This window comes from Pseudomonas frederiksbergensis, from assembly GCF_001874645.1.
Taxonomy (GTDB): Bacteria; Pseudomonadota; Gammaproteobacteria; order Pseudomonadales; family Pseudomonadaceae; genus Aquipseudomonas; species Aquipseudomonas frederiksbergensis_B.
This window is the reverse complement of record NZ_CP017886.1, coordinates 1,472,418-1,489,535: the sequence shown is the minus strand read 5'-3', so window position 1 is coordinate 1,489,535 and position 17,118 is coordinate 1,472,418. Positions and strand designations below refer to the sequence as shown.

The 17,118-nt window shown below is 58.9% G+C and carries 18 protein-coding genes and 1 tRNA gene; 5 read left to right on the top strand and 14 right to left on the bottom strand.

Features of this window, described 5'->3' with window-relative positions:
- Positions 1–33: 33 nt before the first annotated feature.
- Positions 34–1,230 carry a DUF1501 domain-containing protein gene (locus tag BLL42_RS07435; protein WP_071551467.1) on the bottom strand — a complete coding sequence of 399 codons (1,197 nt, stop codon included), beginning with the start codon at positions 1,228–1,230 and terminating at the stop codon, positions 34–36.
- Positions 1,231–1,251: 21 nt separating this feature from the next.
- A complete protein-coding gene (locus BLL42_RS07430) occupies positions 1,252–2,787 on the bottom strand; it encodes a DUF1800 domain-containing protein (protein ID WP_071551466.1) in 1,536 nt (511 codons plus the stop codon).
- A 306-nt stretch (positions 2,788–3,093) separates the two neighbouring features.
- On the opposite strand from BLL42_RS07430, the gene BLL42_RS07425 reads away from it, so the two are divergent.
- Both BLL42_RS07425 and tam read left to right on the top strand, forming a co-directional pair.
- On the top strand, positions 3,094–3,423 hold the full coding sequence (locus tag BLL42_RS07425) for a YXWGXW repeat-containing protein (protein WP_071551465.1): 330 nt from the start codon (positions 3,094–3,096) through the stop codon (positions 3,421–3,423).
- A gap of 195 nt (positions 3,424–3,618) precedes the next feature.
- The gene (tam, locus tag BLL42_RS07420; protein ID WP_071551464.1) at positions 3,619–4,389 is read left to right on the top strand and encodes a trans-aconitate 2-methyltransferase; all 771 of its coding nucleotides are present in this window, start codon (positions 3,619–3,621) and stop codon (positions 4,387–4,389) included.
- A 24-nt stretch (positions 4,390–4,413) separates the two neighbouring features.
- On the opposite strand, the gene BLL42_RS07415 is transcribed toward tam, so the two are convergent.
- The 8 genes from BLL42_RS07415 to BLL42_RS07380 form a co-directional block, all read right to left on the bottom strand.
- Positions 4,414–4,821 carry a type II toxin-antitoxin system HicB family antitoxin gene (locus BLL42_RS07415; protein WP_071551463.1) on the bottom strand — a complete coding sequence of 136 codons (408 nt, stop codon included), beginning with the start codon at positions 4,819–4,821 and terminating at the stop codon, positions 4,414–4,416.
- Positions 4,822–4,852: 31 nt separating this feature from the next.
- Complete coding sequence (locus BLL42_RS07410) at positions 4,853–5,035, bottom strand: type II toxin-antitoxin system HicA family toxin (RefSeq protein ID WP_071551462.1); 183 nt, start codon at positions 5,033–5,035, stop codon at positions 4,853–4,855.
- Between the two features lie 469 nt (positions 5,036–5,504).
- Complete coding sequence (locus BLL42_RS07405; RefSeq protein WP_071550690.1) at positions 5,505–6,530, bottom strand: IS110 family RNA-guided transposase; 1,026 nt, start codon at positions 6,528–6,530, stop codon at positions 5,505–5,507.
- Positions 6,531–6,681: 151 nt separating this feature from the next.
- Positions 6,682–6,755, bottom strand: a tRNA-Gly gene (locus BLL42_RS07400).
- 248 nt (positions 6,756–7,003) lie between these two features.
- Positions 7,004–7,888: an alpha/beta fold hydrolase gene (locus BLL42_RS07395; RefSeq protein ID WP_071551461.1), complete on the bottom strand. Its 885-nt coding sequence runs from the start codon at positions 7,886–7,888 to the stop codon at positions 7,004–7,006.
- Positions 7,889–8,199: 311 nt separating this feature from the next.
- On the bottom strand, positions 8,200–8,892 hold the full coding sequence (locus BLL42_RS07390; RefSeq protein WP_071551460.1) for a pseudouridine synthase: 693 nt from the start codon (positions 8,890–8,892) through the stop codon (positions 8,200–8,202).
- Positions 8,893–8,936: 44 nt separating this feature from the next.
- Entirely contained in the window at positions 8,937–9,143 is a 207-nt protein-coding gene (locus BLL42_RS07385; protein WP_071551459.1) for a cysteine-rich CWC family protein, read from the bottom strand.
- Complete coding sequence (locus tag BLL42_RS07380) at positions 9,136–10,623, bottom strand: sensor domain-containing diguanylate cyclase (protein WP_071551458.1); 1,488 nt, start codon at positions 10,621–10,623, stop codon at positions 9,136–9,138. The genes BLL42_RS07385 and BLL42_RS07380 overlap by 8 nt, the downstream gene beginning before the upstream one ends.
- A gap of 215 nt (positions 10,624–10,838) precedes the next feature.
- Between BLL42_RS07380 and BLL42_RS07375 the strand changes: the two genes are divergently transcribed.
- On the top strand, positions 10,839–11,117 hold the full coding sequence (locus tag BLL42_RS07375) for a hypothetical protein (protein ID WP_071551457.1): 279 nt from the start codon (positions 10,839–10,841) through the stop codon (positions 11,115–11,117).
- A gap of 245 nt (positions 11,118–11,362) precedes the next feature.
- Positions 11,363–11,767, top strand: coding sequence for a hypothetical protein (locus BLL42_RS07370; protein WP_071551456.1), 405 nt, complete (start codon positions 11,363–11,365; stop codon positions 11,765–11,767).
- A 52-nt stretch (positions 11,768–11,819) separates the two neighbouring features.
- On the opposite strand, the gene dspII is transcribed toward BLL42_RS07370, so the two are convergent.
- Positions 11,820–12,932 (bottom strand): enoyl-CoA hydratase/isomerase DspII, encoded by a 1,113-nt coding sequence (gene dspII / locus BLL42_RS07365; RefSeq protein ID WP_071551455.1) that lies wholly within the window; start codon positions 12,930–12,932, stop codon positions 11,820–11,822.
- Between the two features lie 131 nt (positions 12,933–13,063).
- Here dspII and ung point away from each other — a divergent pair, with 131 nt between their 5' ends.
- Positions 13,064–13,756, top strand: coding sequence for a uracil-DNA glycosylase (gene ung / locus BLL42_RS07360; RefSeq protein WP_071551454.1), 693 nt, complete (start codon positions 13,064–13,066; stop codon positions 13,754–13,756).
- Between the two features lie 99 nt (positions 13,757–13,855).
- On the opposite strand, the gene BLL42_RS07355 is transcribed toward ung, so the two are convergent.
- From BLL42_RS07355 to BLL42_RS07345, 3 genes are read right to left on the bottom strand one after another with little or no spacing between them, the layout of a single operon-like run.
- Positions 13,856–15,364, bottom strand: a complete 1,509-nt coding sequence (locus BLL42_RS07355) for a tripartite tricarboxylate transporter permease (RefSeq protein ID WP_071551453.1) — start codon at positions 15,362–15,364, stop codon at positions 13,856–13,858.
- A gap of 1 nt (position 15,365) precedes the next feature.
- Positions 15,366–15,824, bottom strand: coding sequence for a tripartite tricarboxylate transporter TctB family protein (locus BLL42_RS07350; RefSeq protein ID WP_071551452.1), 459 nt, complete (start codon positions 15,822–15,824; stop codon positions 15,366–15,368).
- Between the two features lie 58 nt (positions 15,825–15,882).
- Positions 15,883–16,872: a Bug family tripartite tricarboxylate transporter substrate binding protein gene (locus BLL42_RS07345; RefSeq protein WP_071551451.1), complete on the bottom strand. Its 990-nt coding sequence runs from the start codon at positions 16,870–16,872 to the stop codon at positions 15,883–15,885.
- Positions 16,873–17,118: the final 246 nt, after the last annotated feature.

The following is a 17,118-nucleotide window of genomic DNA, read 5'->3' as shown; positions in this document are numbered from 1 at the left end:
CCTACGTGTAGTGATGCATGTTTCTTACGCCTATCACAGCAACTGCAATGCATCCGGACGTGCACCGGGAAATACGCTCTGCAACTGCGAAGCGGACAAACCCCACGTCCGGCCAAGCAATCCACCGAGCAGGTTCCGGTAATTGTTGAGCACCGGGTAATCGCGATTTTGCAGCAGACTTTGCGGGTTGACCGCTACCTGTTCGCCAACGATGCGCCCGCCGCGAACGTTACCGCCCAGTACCCAATACACCGTGCCATGCCCGTGATCGGTGCCCCTGGCGCCGTTTTCACGAAAGGTGCGGCCGAACTCCGAGACCACTACCACAGTGGTGTTATTCCATTCATCACCCAGCGCCTGGGCATAGGCGACCAGACCTTCGCCGAGGTTCGCCAGGTTGTTGGCCAGTTGGCCGCTGGTGCTGCCCTGATTGACGTGGGTATCCCAGCCGCCGACATCGACGAAACCCAGTCGGTACTGGTCGCGCATCAGCGTTGCCATACGCCGGGTCTGGGCAGCGAAATTCTGCGCATTTGGCGCACCACGATTGGCCTTGACCATCTCTTCTTGCAGATCCTTTGACACCTGCTGGCGCAGTTCAAGGCCATCGGCTGCGGAGGCAGCGTAGGGTGTGTTTTTGTACATCGACGAGAGAATCTCCGACTGCCGGGCATCAAAGGCCGGTTTCGAGGCGCCGCGCATCGAGAGGTTGGGGATGGCGTTGCCGCCCTGAAAACTCAGGGGCAAGGCATCGGTGAAGGCAATGGGCGCACTGTTCGGCACCTGACGCGACAAGCGTGCAAGAAAGCCCGAGTGGTAACGGTTGCGCTGTTGGGTCGGTTCGCCAGACTCGATGTTGTCCTGAGTCTCGAAGTGACTGCGGGACAAGTCATCGGTCCCGGCGAATGGCACGAAGGCGATCTGTTTGCGTTGCCACAACGGGTAGATCGAATCACGTAAAACCGGGTTCAGACCCCAATGGCTGTCCAGTGCAATGGCGCTGTTGGGGTTATGCGATTCCGGGCGGGCAATGGCGAGAGTCGGACGCGACTCGTAGTAAAAATCGCTGGAGTAGGGCACCAGCAGATTGTTGCAGTCGTAGCCGCCGCGCAGAAAGACCATCAGAAAGCGTGGCGCCGAAACCGGGGCGGCGAACAGCTTCGCGGAAAAGGACAAGGACGGCAGAGTCGCGGCTGCCGCAGCGGCAATCAGCAGTTCTCGACGATTCATGGCGGTACCTCATTTCGCAGCTTAGCGGTTATTGAAGTCAGGTGAGGCGAGCAAAAAGGTGTTCCATTCCTGAGGCGACACGGCCTTGTTCAGCGCGCTAAGGGTCGCTGCTGAAAGGTGTGGAGAGATGGCCTCGTAGAACAAGGGTGTGGTGATCATCGGAAACCCGGGACCGGGCAGGTTGCTGCCTTCCGGGGTAAACAAACGGTTATCTCCGCGCCCGATTGCCCGGGCGATTTCGAAGCGTTTGGACATCTGCCCTGAGCTCGACCAACCGCTGGATTCCAGCGGCCAGCCATCTGGTGTCACGCGGCCGAACACCGGTTGCCCCAACTGGTTGAGCCAATTGATCATCGGTCTCGCGTTGGCCAGCGGTTTCCCGTCATAGGCCAGCCGCACCGCCGACACGACAAACTGCATCGGGTCCTTGAACTTGGTGCCGGTGCTTTGCAGTAACTCCTTCGACTCGAACAACGTGTGCATCACTTGGGCGATATCACCATCGCTGTTCTGGAAGGTTTTGGCCATCCGTTCCACCAGCGCGGGCGGGGGCTGATCGGCAACGAAGTACTCGGCCAGTTGCTGCGAGACAAAATGCGCACAGGCCTTTTGCCGGGTAATCAGTTCCACGGCCTGACGAATCTCGTCAAAACCGCTGCCTGTGATCGGTTGGCCGAGCAGCACCTTGTCGCTGAAATCGTGACGGCGCGGGTTGAATTCGAACAGCCCCTCGCGCACGACTCTGGCCTGCTGCTGGGGTCCGAATTTCTGCACCCGGCCGTCGAGCGGTGCCAGCCCGGCACCGGTCAGAATCAACGCCAGCTGCTGCACATCTTGCTGGGTGTAGCCCGAGCCGACGCCCAGGGTGTGCAGTTCCATCAATTCGCGGGCGTAGTTCTCGTTGACCTTGCCCTGGGCATTTTGCGCGTTATCCAGGTATTCAAGCATCGCCGGACTCTTGAGGGTGGCCATCACCAGGTCCTTGAACTTGCCCAATGCGTGTGGGCGGATCGTGTGTTCTGCGTAGTCCGCGGTCAGCACCCGTATGCGACCTTTGCCCTGAAACACGCTGAAGTGGTTGAGCCAGAAACCCACCAACTGCTCTTTGAGCTGATTGGGCCCATATACCGCACGCAACAGCACGGCTTCACGTGCTTGCTCTGCGAGTTCGTTGGCTTGTTGTTGTGCATCTTTTTTCGCGGCGTTTTTGGCGTCGCCTTCGGGCATGGCCTTGAGCTGTTCCTGCTGGCTCTTGAACGCCAGCAACAAGGATTCGGGCGGCGTGCTCAGTACCGGATAATTGTGCAACAGCGCGTTGATCGCGGGTGGCAACGGGTCGTTGATGCGGTCGGCCAATTGAGCTTGAAGCAGCCCCTCGCGGCCCATGCTACGCAATCGCGCCAGGTTGGCGGCATCCAGATCGAAGCCATCGCGGCGTAGCCAGGCAATGTCGCTCGGGTTGAGCGCCACGGGCGTGCCGGCCAAGGCCAGGGAGGAAAACAACAGCAAACAGGCCGACAGACACAAGAGGCGAAAAACGGCATGTGGCACGTGCATGTAGGAGGTTCCCGAGTATCAAGAGAGACGTCGACAGCAGCTAGTGTAGTTTCCACCCGCGTAGCTGACGTTATGCTGAATAACGTGCATCTAGAACAGCTCAACAAAGAAGGCGTTGCACTTTTTCTCGCAGGTTCTGCGAGTTGTGGAAGGTCAACTTTTCTTTACACACTTCCTGTGGGTGGGTTCAGGTATTAGACAGATATCTGCTGGTACAAATATTCATACGCCAAGCAGGAGCGCGGCGGTAAAGGGGGCATGGTTTTACGGGGTTACTCTATTGGCCGATGAGCCTCAGGAGGCAGCATGTTGTTACGTTACGCGGCATTGGTAGCAGTGGTCATCGCGGCCTCCGGTTGCGTACAGGAGCGGGTGGTTCACGACCGGCGTCCGCCGCCGCGCGAGTACGTCGAAGTGATCGCACCGCAGCCGCCACCGGTGCGTGTCATTGAGGTGGAGCCAGAGGGCCGGCCGGGTTATGTCTGGTCGCACGGTTACTGGCGCTGGGAAGGCGGACGTTATGTCGCCATTCGCGGGCACTGGGAACCGGAACGCCGGGGCTATCGTTACGTGCACCCGCATTGGGAACAGCGCAACGATGGCTGGCATTGGCGAGGGGGCGGCTGGGTCAACTAGATCCAGCGTTTCGCCAAATCAAAAAGAGCGACCTTCGGGTCGCTTTTTTTGTGCCGCTCGGCAGAGTGGTTCAGATGTTTCAACCGGTTACCGAGTCTTGACGAGATTGGCAGGGCCGTCGCTTACTGGCGCCCCACGAGCGAAACGCAGAGTCTAGCGCGTCGCTCACTTCCTGACCTGTCACAGGAGTACGCGATGAGTTGGTCTGCCAAACAGTATGTGGCTTTCGAAGATGAGCGCACGCGCCCGGCGCGTGACTTGCTGGCCGCTATCCCCAACACCGATGCGCGTTCGGTGATCGACGTTGGTTGCGGCCCCGGCAACTCTACCGAATTGCTCGTGCAGCGTTTTGCCAACGCCACGGTGCGTGGGCTGGACAGCTCGGCGGACATGATCGACGCCGCCCGCAAACGCTTGCCGGACGTACGCTTCGACACTGCCGATATCGCCACCTGGAGCGAGCCTGGCCCGTTCGATGTGATCTTCGCCAACGCGGTGTTCCAGTGGTTGCCCGACCACGCCACGCTGTTGCCGTCGCTGGTGGCCAAGCTCGCGCCCGGTGGCAGCCTGGCGATTCAAATGCCTGACAACCTCGATCAACCGTCGCATCGGATGATGCGTGAAGTGGTCAGCAAGGGGCCTTGGGCCAGCAAGCTGGCGGACGTCGCCGGGCAACGGACGACCCTGGACGATGCCAATACTTACTACCAGATGCTGTGTTCGTGCTGCTCGCGGGTCGATGTGTGGCGCACTACTTACCATCACCCGCTGGCGGGTGGTCCTGCGGCCGTGGTCGAGTGGTTCAAGGGGAGCGGTTTGCGGCCGTTTCTTGAGCCGCTTGATGAGGCGGAAAAGGCGCAGTACCTCGAGCTGTATCTGGAAGCACTTGAACCCTTCTTCCCGGTGCTGGCCGATGGCTCGGTGCTGCTGCCGTTCCCGCGCTTGTTCATCGTCGCGACCCGCTAGGGGGGGGCGCCGCTGCATCTGGCTTCAGCCTTGTTGCAACACTTTCAACGCCGCCGAGGCCAGAAAGCCGGAGCGGCTTTTCTCTTCCGGGTGATGCAGTACGTATTCGTCGATACGGGTCAGCAGATAGCCGGGCAGGGTGATGTTGAGTTTCTGCGCCTTGCCCAGGTACTTGGTGACATCAATGTCCACCAATGCCCAGGTGACGCCGGCGTACTGCGGATTGGCCGCATGCACGGTGACTTTGTTGGCGGGCGGAATCGCCGAGCCGTCTTCGGCGAGTATCTCGAAGTGGCCTTCGATGGCTTCGCGCGCCATGGCGATCGCATCGTCCAGGTCATCACCGGCCGAGAAACAGCCCGGAATATCCGGCACCTCCACGCCCCAGGCGTGTTCGTTATCGCCCATTGAAATCGCAATTGGGTAAAGCATGTTCGTTGTCCTCTGGGTGCTGTTCGCCGATTCAATACAGCAGGGCCTGTTGCAAGATGCTGACGGCAGTCTTGGTCAGTAAATCCTTTTTCGGGTGTGGGACGTTGACCAGACCGGGCTTCGTTGGATGCTTGAAGTGGTGGTGGCTGCCCCTGACCCGTACCAGATACCAGCCGTCTGCGACGATTTGGGTTATCAAATATCGGCTATTCACATCACTTCCCTGTGCTGTGTAGGTGGTTACTATACCTACTGAAATTTAGTTATCAACACTATAACCACCACTGGCGGTGACAGAATGGATGAGTGGTAGGGGACAGTGTAGGAACCACCGCAAGGCGCAGTGTCCGGGAACAGCGCTGGAGTGTTGCTGATTCCTTCAACACCAGCGCAACGTGTGTTGTTGCTGAACGACACGCATAAAAATCTATGGTCACCCCCGTTTTTGCAATACTGATTAATGGGTGAAGTGGTTGGCTTGCTTAAATCTATCCGGCGTCTGTTTGGGGCATGCCCCGCGCCACGATGAGAGTCGCGCCTGACGATCCTGAAAAAACCGACGGCTTTCTAAAGCCGATTTTTGTGCCAGGTTGTTCGTCAGGCCGGTGGGCCGTTCACGTCATCCGTTGTTCAGCTATCGCAAAACCTGAAGGGTGGTTCGTGGTACTGCAACAACCGCAGGGTCAGGCGTTCAGCGCGTCTGGCCCTGCTTCATACTGCGTATGGTGGGCCGCTAGCGCCCACGCGATCCGCGCCAGCTTGTTAGCCAAGGCACAGGCCACCACGTTCGAGTGGCGTCGCGTCAGCATTGAGCGTACCCAGTCGGCCAAACGGCCGCGCTGGTAGTCCAGCCTTTGCATGTAGACCCGAGCACACTGCACCAGCAATTGCCGTAGGTGCTTGTCACCGCGCTTGCTGATGCCGAGCAAATTCGCCTTGCCACCGGTGCTGTATTGTCTGGGCACCAGACCCACAGACGCGGCGAAGTCGCGACTGCACTTGTACTGTTGGCCGTCGCCCATTTCGACAGCCAACAGGCTGGCGGTGATCGGGCCGACACACGGCATGCTCAGCAGGCGACTGCCCAGATCATCGGCGGCCAGTTGGCTTGCCAGCTCTTTATCCAGTTCCTTGATCTGCTCATCCAGGCAAACGAAGTGATCGTGCAGTTGTTGCAACAGCCCGGTGAGCCGAACCGGCAACTCATGCTCGGCCAAGATACTCGCCAAACGTTTCATGATCGCCAGACCTTTGGGCAGGCTGATACCAAACTCCAACAGGAAACCGTGCATCTGATTGGCGGCTTTGGTGCGGTCGTGCACCAGCGATTCGCGCAGGCGGTGCAGAACGGAAAGAGTCTGCTGGGCCTCGGTTTTAGGCGAGACGAAGCGCATCGACGGACGTGAAGCGGCTTCGCAAATGGCCTCGGCATCCACGAAGTCGTTTTTGTTGCCCTTGACGAAGGGCCGGACGAACTGCGGAGAAATCAGTTTGGCCTGATGCCCCATGGCGATCAGCTGACGAGCGACAAAATGCGCGCCGGCACACGCCTCCATCACCACGGTACAGGCCGGTAGGTTGCCGAAGAACTGCATCATCTGTGGGCGCGAGAGCTTCTTGCGAAACACCTCTCGCCCGGATTTGTCCTGGCCGTGCAGATGGAAACTGTGTTTACCGAGATCGATTCCGATCAGCGCTGACTCGCTCATGATGATGGCCTCCGAAAACAAAACACCCTGCGAAAGCGTAGCCCTCGCAGGGTGTGGGGGTGACCATCTCATTAAACCGGTCACTGAGGACCGGTTTTTTCTTGTCTCTGCATCCCCCGTCAAAACCATCGCGACGTTGGACTCAATAATGTGGAGCGGGTGAAGGGAATCGAACCCTCGTTATCAGCTTGGGAAGCTGGAGTAATGCCATTATACGACACCCGCTCAGAGCGGCTGACTTTGTACCAGATGTGGCCTTGGATTTGAAGTTTTTCTTTGTCGGATCTGCGGTTACGTGGTTTTTTGCAGGTATTGGCAGGCAAGGCAATGCGTTATCGGCAGCAGGGGCCAGCGCGGGCGATGTGGACGATACACAGGGTTTGAAAGCGTGTTGCGGCCTGTCGCGGGCAATCCTCGTTCCTACAGGTAATGCGTGTAGTCAGGAAGACGAGGTTGCTCGCGAGGACGCTGTTTCAAATGGCCAATGCATGGTGTTCCTGGGTGGAGTAGGAGCGCGTTCGGCCGTCATGATGAGCCGGTTTCAGGAACCCCATCAGTGCATGGCGGCTGTCTCGGCAGGCGGCTTTGTGCTCCATGTCGAGAAAGTGCCCGGTGGCCCGGAGGGTGCTGAACGTGCTGTGTTGCACGTGGCTGGCGAACAGATGGGCATCGCTGGCGGCGGTGTACTCGTCCCATTCACCGTTCATGAACAGCACCGGCACGTCGATTTGCTTGGCTGCCTTTAGGTAGCACAGGCGATCGCTGTTGAGCACGTGGCTGATGTGGAAGTGCATTTGCCCGTATTCGTGTTCGGCCAAGGTGCTGACGTGACGATAGTTGAAGCGTTTGAACAGCGATGGCAGGTGCTTGCCGATGGTGTTGTTGACCAGGTGGCCGACACGGTCGCGGTCGAGCTTGCCGAGGTAGTCGACACCGCGCTCCAGATAATCGCGCATGTGCTCGTTGACCACCGGCGAGAACGAGCTGATCACGGCCTTTTCGATCCGGCGCGGGCGCTGCGCCAGAGCGATCATAGTGGCTGCGCCGCCCCACGAGAACGACATCACGTGTTCTGCGGCGAAATGATCGATCAGCTCAAGGAGGATCTGCCCTTCGACTTCCTTGGTGAGCATTTTCTCGTGCAGATTGTGGGCTTTGGACTTGCCTGCGTAGGGTTGGTCGTACAGCACCACATTGAACTGCGGGTGCAGATTTTTCACGGTCTGTGCAAACGACGCAGTGGTGGCCATCGAGCCGTTGACCAGAATAATGGTCTTCTCTGCGGCGTCTGCGCGATAGAACTCCGTGTAAACCCGGTACTGACCTTGTATATCCAGCACAGCGATTTCTGGCCTCATGTCGTAAGACTCCTGGCAAGCGGGTATGCGCGCAACTGAGTGTGCACGGGCTTTATGACAGGTAGGCATACGCCTGGAATTTAATGGCCCATGTCGATCCGGTGACGGCTGGTCGACGGGTATTGTTATAGGCGGGCAGTCTGTCGGGGAGGTGGAGCCTAGAGGCTCTCTGCCGACAAAAAGTTTCTTAGAAGTATGTTATGACTTGCCGGTCACATTTCGGCCGACGTCCTGATTCAAGCAGGAGAGTGGCCATCGCGCAAGTGCCGTTAGTAAATTGTTCGACAACTTCTGCTCGACGGTCGCTTGCTTCAGATCAGCTGGATCTCTTCGTCGCTCAGTGGGCGGTACTCACCCGGTCTCAATGTGTCATCAAGTACCAGCGCCCCCATGCGTTCGCGATGCAGGCGCAAGACCTTGTTATCGAAGTGACCGAACATCCGCTTCACCTGGTGATAACGGCCCTCGACGATGCTCAATCGTGCACATTTTTCGCCCAGCACCACCAGTTCGGCGGGCTGGGTGGTCAGGTCCTCAAAGGCGAAGTACAGGCCTTGGGCGAAGGTCTGTGCGTACTTTGGCGTGATCGGCTGTTCGGTTTCGACGTAGTAGATCTTCGGCAGTTTGGTCTGTGGTTGGGTCAGGCGCCGCGACCAGGAACCGTCGTTGGTGATGAGCATCAGCCCGGTGGTGTTGAAGTCCAGTCGCCCGGCGATGTGCAGGTCGTCCTTTTCAGGTTCAAGGATCAGGTCGAGGACGGTCGGGTGTTCCGGGTCGCGAGTGGCGCTGACGCAGCCTCGTGGTTTGTGCAGCATGAAGTAGCGCGGGGGTTTGCCGGCTTGCAGCACTTCGTCGTCGCACTCGACACGGCTGAACTCGCGCACTTCAAAATGCGGGTCGCTGACGATCTGCCCGTCGACCTTGATCCGCCGTTCGACCAACAGCAGACGCACCTGTTTACGGTTGAAGCGGGGCAGGTTGCTGAGGAAGCGGTCAACGCGCATGACGGTCGGCAGATCGGAAAAGGGTGAGCATCTTACTCGACAGGCTAACGGGCTGCTTGCAGCTGCGACTCGACCTGAGCGCAGCGCGGGCACAGGCACGACTGGTCGCGCAGTTCGGCGGGTAACGCCAGAAGCACTGCCGGGTCGATAGTCACGGCGTAGCACCAGCAGGCCTGGTCGGCGGTTCGCGGGTCGGCCAGACTGCAATCGTTGCCGGCGCCGCAGGCCGGGCAGAGGTCAGGTTTACTCATAGCTGGAGTGAGGCATTTCTGTGCAGGTTCGGTTACGGCCGGTTTGTTTGGCTCGGTACATCGCCTGGTCGGCGCGCGACAGCAGGTTGTGCAGGGTGTCACCGGGTTGCAGGGCGGTCAGGCCGATGCTGACGGTAACCTGTAGGACTTGTCCTTCATAGAGGTAGCGTTGTAACTCGATCAATTGGCGAATTTTCTCGGCTATTTTCAGACCGTTGGTAGAGTCGGTGTCCTTGAGCAGCACGATGAATTCTTCGCCTCCCCAGCGGCAGACAATGTCGGACTGGCGCAAACAGCTTTCGAGGTCACGGGCGAATCCGGCCAGCACATGGTCACCGGCGAGGTGACCATAGGTGTCGTTCAGGCGCTTGAAGTGGTCGAGGTCGAGCAACATCGCCATCAGTGACTTGGGTTCGCGTTGGGCCTCCTGCATCGCTTGCACTGCCAGCAGGTCGAAACCGCGCCGGTTGGGCAGACCGGACAGGCTGTCGAGGGTGGCCTGGGCTTCGATTCTTGTTTGGTAACGTTTGATCACCCGGTTGAGCAGGGCCAGCACGATCAACGTGATGATCAGGCAGATCAGCAGGTTGAGGTAGAGCGACTGACGGATTTCGTTGAGGGCACTGCCTTCACGTTTGTCGACGAACAGGTACCAGTTCAACTCAGGGATAAATCGTACGTTGAGGAAATGCCCCTGACCTTGAGTCGAATATTCGTAGCTGCCGCTTTGCGGTTTGGGCAGTTTGGTCATCAGGTCTTTCATGCTTTCCAGCTCGCTCAGGGCTTGCCCGACCCGGGCGCCCTGTGGTCCACCCTCGGCACCGGTGAGCACGACTCGTCCGTCGGTGTCGACGAAGTACACGCTGCGTTGGTAGCGTTGCTGATAGGTATCGATCAGCTTGATCACCGAATCGACCGTCAGACCGACGCCGGCCGCGCCGATGAAGTTGTCCTGGTAGTCGTAGACCTTGTAGTTGATGAAGAAGGTCAGGTTGTCCTGATTGGCCATGTCCACATCAACGTTGATCTCATAGGGCGTGGACATGTCGCGCACGCGAAAGTACCAGGCATCGCGCGGCTCATCGGTGCTGACCTTTTTCAACACGCCTTTGGCCTGATAGTAGGTCAGGCTGTTGTTGGACACGAAGAACGCGGTGTAGGTGCCATAGTGGGTCATGACCTCCTTGAGGTAGCGGGTCATTCGCTCGGGATCGCGCTCACCGGCCACCACCCAGTCACGCAGGAAGGTGTCACGCGACATCATCGAGGAGATCAGGACGGGGCGGACCAGGTCTTTCTGGATCTCTGAATAGACCGTGTCCGAGGTCAGCGGCAGTTCGGTGTTGATGATGTTGTCGCGAATCGAGGTTCGCGAGGCGTAGTAGCTGAGAAAGGACGTGGCAAGAAATCCTGCACCCAGCAGGGCGATCACTGTGAGGACCAACGAACGTTGCGAAAACAGCGCAGAGCGAAGCGGCATGATGATTCCGTTGGCGGAGATTCAATCAGAGCATTCTAGTGGCACCGAGGGGATATGACGGAGTCATTTTCGCGTGCCGGCCACTGATCTGAAGTCTTGCGTGGCGAGGCACTTGGCGGTTGTTTCGGTGTCTTAAATGATGTCAGCCGCTCAGTGTTCCGACTGATGCCGACCAGCGTTGCTGGTATGTGCTGCCTGCGGTCCAGGAGGCCGCCATGTATCGTCGAATCTTGCTCGGTGCGTTGCTTGGATTGAGTCTTTCTGCCTGTTACTACTACGCAGAACCCGGCTATTACGGTTCTGCGGTGTACACAACGCCAGCACCTTATTACTACGGTGGTTATTACTCGCCTTTTTACTACGGCGGTTATTACTACTACAGCCCTCGCTTTTACGGCGGCTTCCGGCCTTATTACTACGGTGGCTACTACCCCTATTACTACGGCGGTCATGGGGGGCGTTATCACGGTGGCTACGCTCACGGGCACCGTTAAACCCTAGTAAATCGGACCGGCTTGATCGATTTTCAGTTTCTCCGTAGGCGGCGCTTTCTGGTGAGGGAAGCGCCGTTTTTTATGCAGGCTAATCGGCGGTCGAGAAGCGTTATCTGTTACTTGTTTCAATATTTGTTGAATCGCACCAGATTCCGATTTTGATGTCAGATATTTCGTCAGTCAGATAATTGGCTGCCGCCGACCAGCGTCGCTGGTATGGCTCATTCGCGGTCCAGGAGGCCGCCATGTATCGCCGACTTCTGCTCATCGCTTCATTGGGTTTGACTCTTTCTGCGTGTGCTCCCTATTACGACGAAGGTCCCGGTAATTACGGCTCTGCGGTCTACACTTCGCCGGCGCCGGCTTATTACTACGGCGGTGGCCCCTATTACTCCGCACCCCCTGCGCGTTACTACTCGTCGCCGCGCTATTACCAGCCAGCGCCGCGTTATTACCAGGCACCACCGCGAGTCGAGTACCGGGCTTACCAGAGCCGCGGCTGGGATGACCGCGGCCGCCAAGGCTGGGGTCATCACGAAGAGGGTGGCCATGGCCGCCGGGGCTGGGATGATGACGGCCATCGTGGCGGGCGTGACCACGACAGGCGTGGCGACCGCGAGGGTCATGACAGAGGCGACCGTAACCACTAAGTCTTGCAATGAACAAGCGGCGTACTCAGCGCCGCTTTTTTTGTCTGGAATTTCAGTAGCCCGACAAATCCGCCAGCGGATGTCGACCTTCCCAGACCTTATGAAAATGCGCCTGAACCACCGCCTCAGGGATCGTGTTGATGTCCGGCCAATGCCAATGCGGCTTCTGGTCCTTGTCGATCAAACGCGCACGAACGCCTTCGCTGAATTCCGGGTGCCGACAGCAGTTCAGGCTCATGGTGTATTCCATCTGGAAGACCTCGGCCAATGACAGGTGCCGAGCACGCTGGATCTGCTCCCAGACCAGATGGGCGGTCAGCGGGCAACCCTCGTGCAGGGTTTTCGCCGCGCGGGCCAGCAGCAAGTCGCGGTGATCGCGCAACAGACTGATGGCGCGCCAGGCACTGCGTACATCGCTGACATCCAGCCACTCATCAATCTGCTGGCGTCGTGGCAGCCATTGGGCCTCGGGCATTTGCCCGACGGCTTCTTGCTGCAAGGCCTTGAGCAGGCTGTTGAGCTGCATTGGCGTCTGTTCCTGCCAGTTCAATTGCAGCAGACCTTCGATGAGCTCTTCCTGTTGCTCATCCAGCAAGAAGCGGTCAGCCAGGTCCAGATCAATGGCGTCGCGTCCATTCATCTGCGCGCCGCTCAAGCCAAGAAACAGGCCGAGCTTGCCAGGCAGTCGTGACAAAAACCAACTGGCACCAACATCCGGGTACAGGCCGATGCTGATTTCGGGCATGGCCAGGCGGCTGCTGGGGGTGACGATGCGGATGTTCGCGCCTTGCAGCAAACCCAGGCCACCGCCGAGGACGTAACCGTGGCCCCAGCAGATCAGTGGTTTGGGGTAGGTGTGCAAGCGAAAATCAAGGCGATATTCCGCCGCAAAAAACTGCGCGGCCAGGGGCGGGACTTCACCGGGATGGGTGCGACAGGCTTCTACCAGGCTGCGTACTTCACCGCCGGCACAAAACGCCTTGGCGCCGTGACCGCGTAACAGCACGCAGACAATTTGAGGCTCTTTGGCCCAGACCTCCAGTTGATCGCTCAAGGCCCTGATCATCGGCAGCGAGAGGGCGTTCAGGGTTTTTTCGGCATCCAGGCTGGCGATACCAATGCGTGCGCCGTCCGTGCCGGTGAGTTCTTCGAAGTGCAGATTCATTTTGACCTCGATGACTGAATTGAACGTTCAGTATGATCGCTGTATGAGAAAGTGCTGGATCTGTGTCAGATCAATTGACAAGCGCGGTGGGCTTTCCTAGGGTTCGCCCCATTGAATACTCGGGTGTAACCATGACTGCTGAAGACCGTATCAAACTCGAACCGAGCTGGAAGGAAGCACTGCGTGCCGAATTCGACCAGCCTTACATGGCTGAGTTGCGCGAGTTTCTGCGGCAGGAAAACGCTGCAGGCAAGGAAATCTATCCGCCGGGGCCGATGATCTTCAACGCCCTCAACTCGACGCCGCTGGACAAGGTCAAAGTGGTGATCCTCGGCCAGGACCCGTACCACGGCCCAGGTCAGGCCCATGGCTTGTGCTTCTCGGTGCAACCGGGTGTACCGGCACCACCGTCGCTGGTGAATATCTATAAAGAGTTGAAGCGGGACCTGAACATCGACATCCCGAACCACGGTTACCTGCAAAGCTGGGCCGACCAGGGCGTGCTGATGCTCAACACCACCATGACCGTGGAGCGGGCCAATGCGAACGCCCATGCGGGCAAGGGCTGGCAGTTCTTTACCGACCGGATTATCGAGTTGGTCAGTGAGCATCAGTCGCATCTGGTGTTTTTGCTGTGGGGCGCTCACGCGCAGAGCAAGCAGAAACTGATCGACGCGACCAAGCATCTGGTGCTGACGTCGGTGCATCCGTCGCCGCTGTCCGCTTATCGCGGATTCCTCGGTTGCGGACACTTCAGCCGCACCAACAAGTTTCTTGAGCAGAATGGCGAGACGCCAATCGAGTGGCGGTTGCCGCCGGTCTGAGAATGCCATCGCGGGCAAGGGCTAGGCGCCCCCCCGCCCCTACAGATATCGGTGATCTGTAGGAGCAAGGCTTGCCCGCGATGGGTTCGACTCGGTTCTTCAGGCGCTAGCGCGCCGTGCCGCGGAGCGTTTGCGCCAGATGCGCAGGATCGGCATCAGCAACATGATCGCCGTCAGCACCCAGCAACCGAAGGTGATGGGGCTTGACCAGAGGATCTCCAGCGCACCGTTGGAAATCGACAGCGCACGACGCAGGTTCTGCTCCATCAGCCCGCCGAGAATGAAACCCAGCAGGACCGGTGACAACGGGAAATCGAGCTTGCGCAGGATGTAGCCGAAGATGCCGATGCCGATCATCAGGAACAGGTCGAAGGTCGTCGCGTGCACGGCGTAGACGCCGATCCCGGTTATGATCGCGATCACCGGCACCAGTGCCCAGTTCGGCACGGCAAGGATACGGGTGAAGAGGCGGATCATCGGGATGTTGAGGATCACCAGCATGACGTTGGCGATGAACAACGAAGCGATCAGGCCCCAGACGATGTCCGGTTGTTGTTGGAACAACAGTGGCCCTGGGGTGATGTTGTACAGCGACAATGCGCCGATCATCACTGCGGTGGTGCCCGAACCCGGTACGCCGAGCGTCAGCATCGGTACCAATGCGCCGCAAGCTGCACCACCGATGGCAGTTTCCGGTGCCGCGAGGCCGCGTTTGTCGCCCTGGCCGAAAGTGCCGTTGGCACCCGCAATACGTTTCTCGGTCATGTAGGCAACGGCACTGGCCAGCGTTGCGCCAGCACCCGGCAACACACCCATGATGAACCCCAGAACGCCGCAACGGATGTTCACCACGAACACCGAGGCGGCTTCCTTGAAGTTGAACATCATCCGCCCGGTGGTTTTCACGGCTTCCTGGCCATGATGGGTTTTTTCCAGCAGCAACAGGATTTCGCTGATGGAGAACAGGCCCAGCACCAACACCACGAATTGAATACCGTCAGTGAGGTGGATGTTGTCTCCGGTGAAACGGTAGACACCGCTGTTGGCGTCGATCCCGACGCACGACAGAAACAACCCGATCAGCGCGGCAATAAAGGTTTTCAGTGGTCGATCACCGGCCATGCCACCGAGACAGACAATGGCGAAGACCATCAGCACGAAGTATTCCGCAGGGCCGAAGGCAATGGCCCATTTCGCCAGCAGCGGGGCGAACAGCACCATGCCGCAGGTGGCGATGAAAGCGCCAATGAACGAACTCCAGGCCGACAACGACAGCGCCACCCCGGCCATGCCCTGGCGGGCCATCGGGTAGCCGTCGAGGGTGGTCATGACCGTGGACGCTTCGCCCGGGATGTTCAGCAGAATCGAGCTGATGCGCCCGCCGTATTCGCACCCCAGGTACACCGCCGCCAACAGGATCAACGCGGACTCCGGCGGAAGGCCAAGGGCGAAAGCGATCGGGATCAATAGCGCGACGCCGTTGATTGGCCCCAGGCCCGGCAATAAGCCGACCACGGTACCGATCAGGGTGCCGCACAACGCGGTGACCAGGTTGTAAGGGGTCAGTGCGACGCCGAAACCCTGGCCGAGGTAGTTAAGGGTATCCATGTCAGTTCTCCAGAATGTCGAGCAGACCCAACGGCAGTGGCACGTCCATTAACCGATCGAACAGCATGTACAGAGCAACGCTCATCAAGCTGATGATCGCCACGCTCGGCAACCAGCGACCACCATACAAACGGGCCATCGGTACACCGATGAGGATGCTCGAAACAATGAACCCGAGGGGTTCGAAGGTTCCGGCGAACACCAGCAGCAGAACGACACAGATACCGATCTTGGTCAGGGTTTCGCGGTCCAGTGGCGGCTCGTCTTCACTGTGTTTGATGGGCGCGGGGCGAAACACCATGTACAACAGTGCCACGCCCATCAAGCCGAGCATCAGCAGCGGAAAGGCTCTAGGGCCGACAGGTTCATAGGAAAAAGCCGCCTGATAAGGCCAGGCCATCAGTGCCAGGCCGAGACAGGCCAGTAACAGCACCGAAGCAACGATACGTTGTAAGAGCATGACAAACTCCTGGGCCAGCCCCTGGATGCGCAAGGGGATGACCGCGAGACAGAGGCGATTACTGAATCAGGCCGAACTCTTTGGCCAGCAGTTTGTAGTCCGCTACCTGCTTCTTCACGTAGGTGTCCAGCTCCGGCCCGGTCATGGCGAACGGGAACAGTTCACGCTGATCGCGCAGCGTGGCGAAGTCTTCCGAAGCGAGCAGTTTGTCGAAGGCGTTTTTCCACCAGGCGTATTCCGCATCGCTGACTTTTGGCCCGAGGTAGAAACCCCGAACTACTGGCCAGACGATGTCGTAGCCTTGCTCTTTGGCGGTCGGAATATTCTTCATTTCCGGCTCGTCCAGACGCTCGTTGGCAAACACGGCCAGCAGGCGCATGTCACCGCTCTGAATGTGCGGCATGGAGTCGGAGATGTCGGTGCTGCCGACCTGAATGTGACCACCCAGCAGTGCGGTAGCGATTTCGCCGCCGCCTTCGAGGGCAACGTAGCGCAAGTCACGCGGGTTGATCCCGGCAGCCTTGGCGATCAAGGCGGTTTGCATCCAGTCCTGACTGCCGACCGTGCCGCCGGAACCGATCACCACTTTGCTCGGGTCTTTCTTCAACGCCTGAACCAGATCGTCGAGGTTCTTGTAGGGCGAATCGCTTTTCACCGCGATGGCGCCATAGCTGGTGCCGACCGCCGCCAGCCAACGCACGGCGTTTTCATCAAAACGACCGAACTTGCCTTGGGCCAGGTTCAGCAGCGAGCCGCTGGACCAGGCCACCAGGGTGCCAGCATCCGCAGGGCGCTGGGCGACAACGGCGTTGTAGGCTACCGCGCCGACACCGCCGGGCATGTAGGTCACGCGCATCGGTTTGGTCAGGATTTTTTCGTTCACCAGCGCGCTTTGCGCCAGTTTGCAGGTCAGGTCGAAGCCCCCGCCAGGGGATGCCGGGGCGATGCATTCCGGGCGCTTGGGCTCGCCGGCAACGTCGGCGAACAGTGGGCCGGCGAACAGCAGGCAGCTGGCGGCCAGGGCGAATTTACGCAGTGATGGGTTCATGTGAATCTCCATATTGTTGTTATTGGATGAGTCTAATGACCAAAGTACAAGGCTATCGCTCACCAGCCCCGGTGGTGCTGCGAACGTCGCGGTTGTAGTACCTGTTGCGGATTTCGAGGGGCGCGCGACTGTCTTCGAGTGAAGGCAGGTTCACTGATCGGCGAGAGTCCGGTGAGGGCGGTGGAGCCGAGACGGGAATAACGAGCAGGCAGGCATGCGTTTGGCTGTGTGGACAGCATCTTGAAC

Coding starts and splice junctions, on each gene's coding strand:
- BLL42_RS07425 (WP_071551465.1), top strand. CDS start 3,094: ATGTTGTTACGTTACGCGGCATTGGTAGCAGTGGTCATCGCGGCCTCC.
- BLL42_RS07385 (WP_071551459.1), bottom strand. CDS start 9,143: ATGAGTAAACCTGACCTCTGCCCGGCCTGCGGCGCCGGCAACGATTGC.
- ung (WP_071551454.1), top strand. CDS start 13,064: ATGACTGCTGAAGACCGTATCAAACTCGAACCGAGCTGGAAGGAAGCA.
- dspII (WP_071551455.1), bottom strand. CDS start 12,932: ATGAATCTGCACTTCGAAGAACTCACCGGCACGGACGGCGCACGCATT.
- BLL42_RS07395 (WP_071551461.1), bottom strand. CDS start 7,888: ATGAGGCCAGAAATCGCTGTGCTGGATATACAAGGTCAGTACCGGGTT.
- BLL42_RS07375 (WP_071551457.1), top strand. CDS start 10,839: ATGTATCGTCGAATCTTGCTCGGTGCGTTGCTTGGATTGAGTCTTTCT.
- BLL42_RS07380 (WP_071551458.1), bottom strand. CDS start 10,623: ATGCCGCTTCGCTCTGCGCTGTTTTCGCAACGTTCGTTGGTCCTCACA.
- BLL42_RS07415 (WP_071551463.1), bottom strand. CDS start 4,821: ATGCTTTACCCAATTGCGATTTCAATGGGCGATAACGAACACGCCTGG.
- BLL42_RS07345 (WP_071551451.1), bottom strand. CDS start 16,872: ATGAACCCATCACTGCGTAAATTCGCCCTGGCCGCCAGCTGCCTGCTG.
- BLL42_RS07355 (WP_071551453.1), bottom strand. CDS start 15,364: ATGGATACCCTTAACTACCTCGGCCAGGGTTTCGGCGTCGCACTGACC.
- BLL42_RS07405 (WP_071550690.1), bottom strand. CDS start 6,530: ATGAGCGAGTCAGCGCTGATCGGAATCGATCTCGGTAAACACAGTTTC.
- BLL42_RS07430 (WP_071551466.1), bottom strand. CDS start 2,787: ATGCACGTGCCACATGCCGTTTTTCGCCTCTTGTGTCTGTCGGCCTGT.
- BLL42_RS07350 (WP_071551452.1), bottom strand. CDS start 15,824: ATGCTCTTACAACGTATCGTTGCTTCGGTGCTGTTACTGGCCTGTCTC.
- BLL42_RS07435 (WP_071551467.1), bottom strand. CDS start 1,230: ATGAATCGTCGAGAACTGCTGATTGCCGCTGCGGCAGCCGCGACTCTG.
- BLL42_RS07370 (WP_071551456.1), top strand. CDS start 11,363: ATGTATCGCCGACTTCTGCTCATCGCTTCATTGGGTTTGACTCTTTCT.
- tam (WP_071551464.1), top strand. CDS start 3,619: ATGAGTTGGTCTGCCAAACAGTATGTGGCTTTCGAAGATGAGCGCACG.
- BLL42_RS07390 (WP_071551460.1), bottom strand. CDS start 8,892: ATGCGCGTTGACCGCTTCCTCAGCAACCTGCCCCGCTTCAACCGTAAA.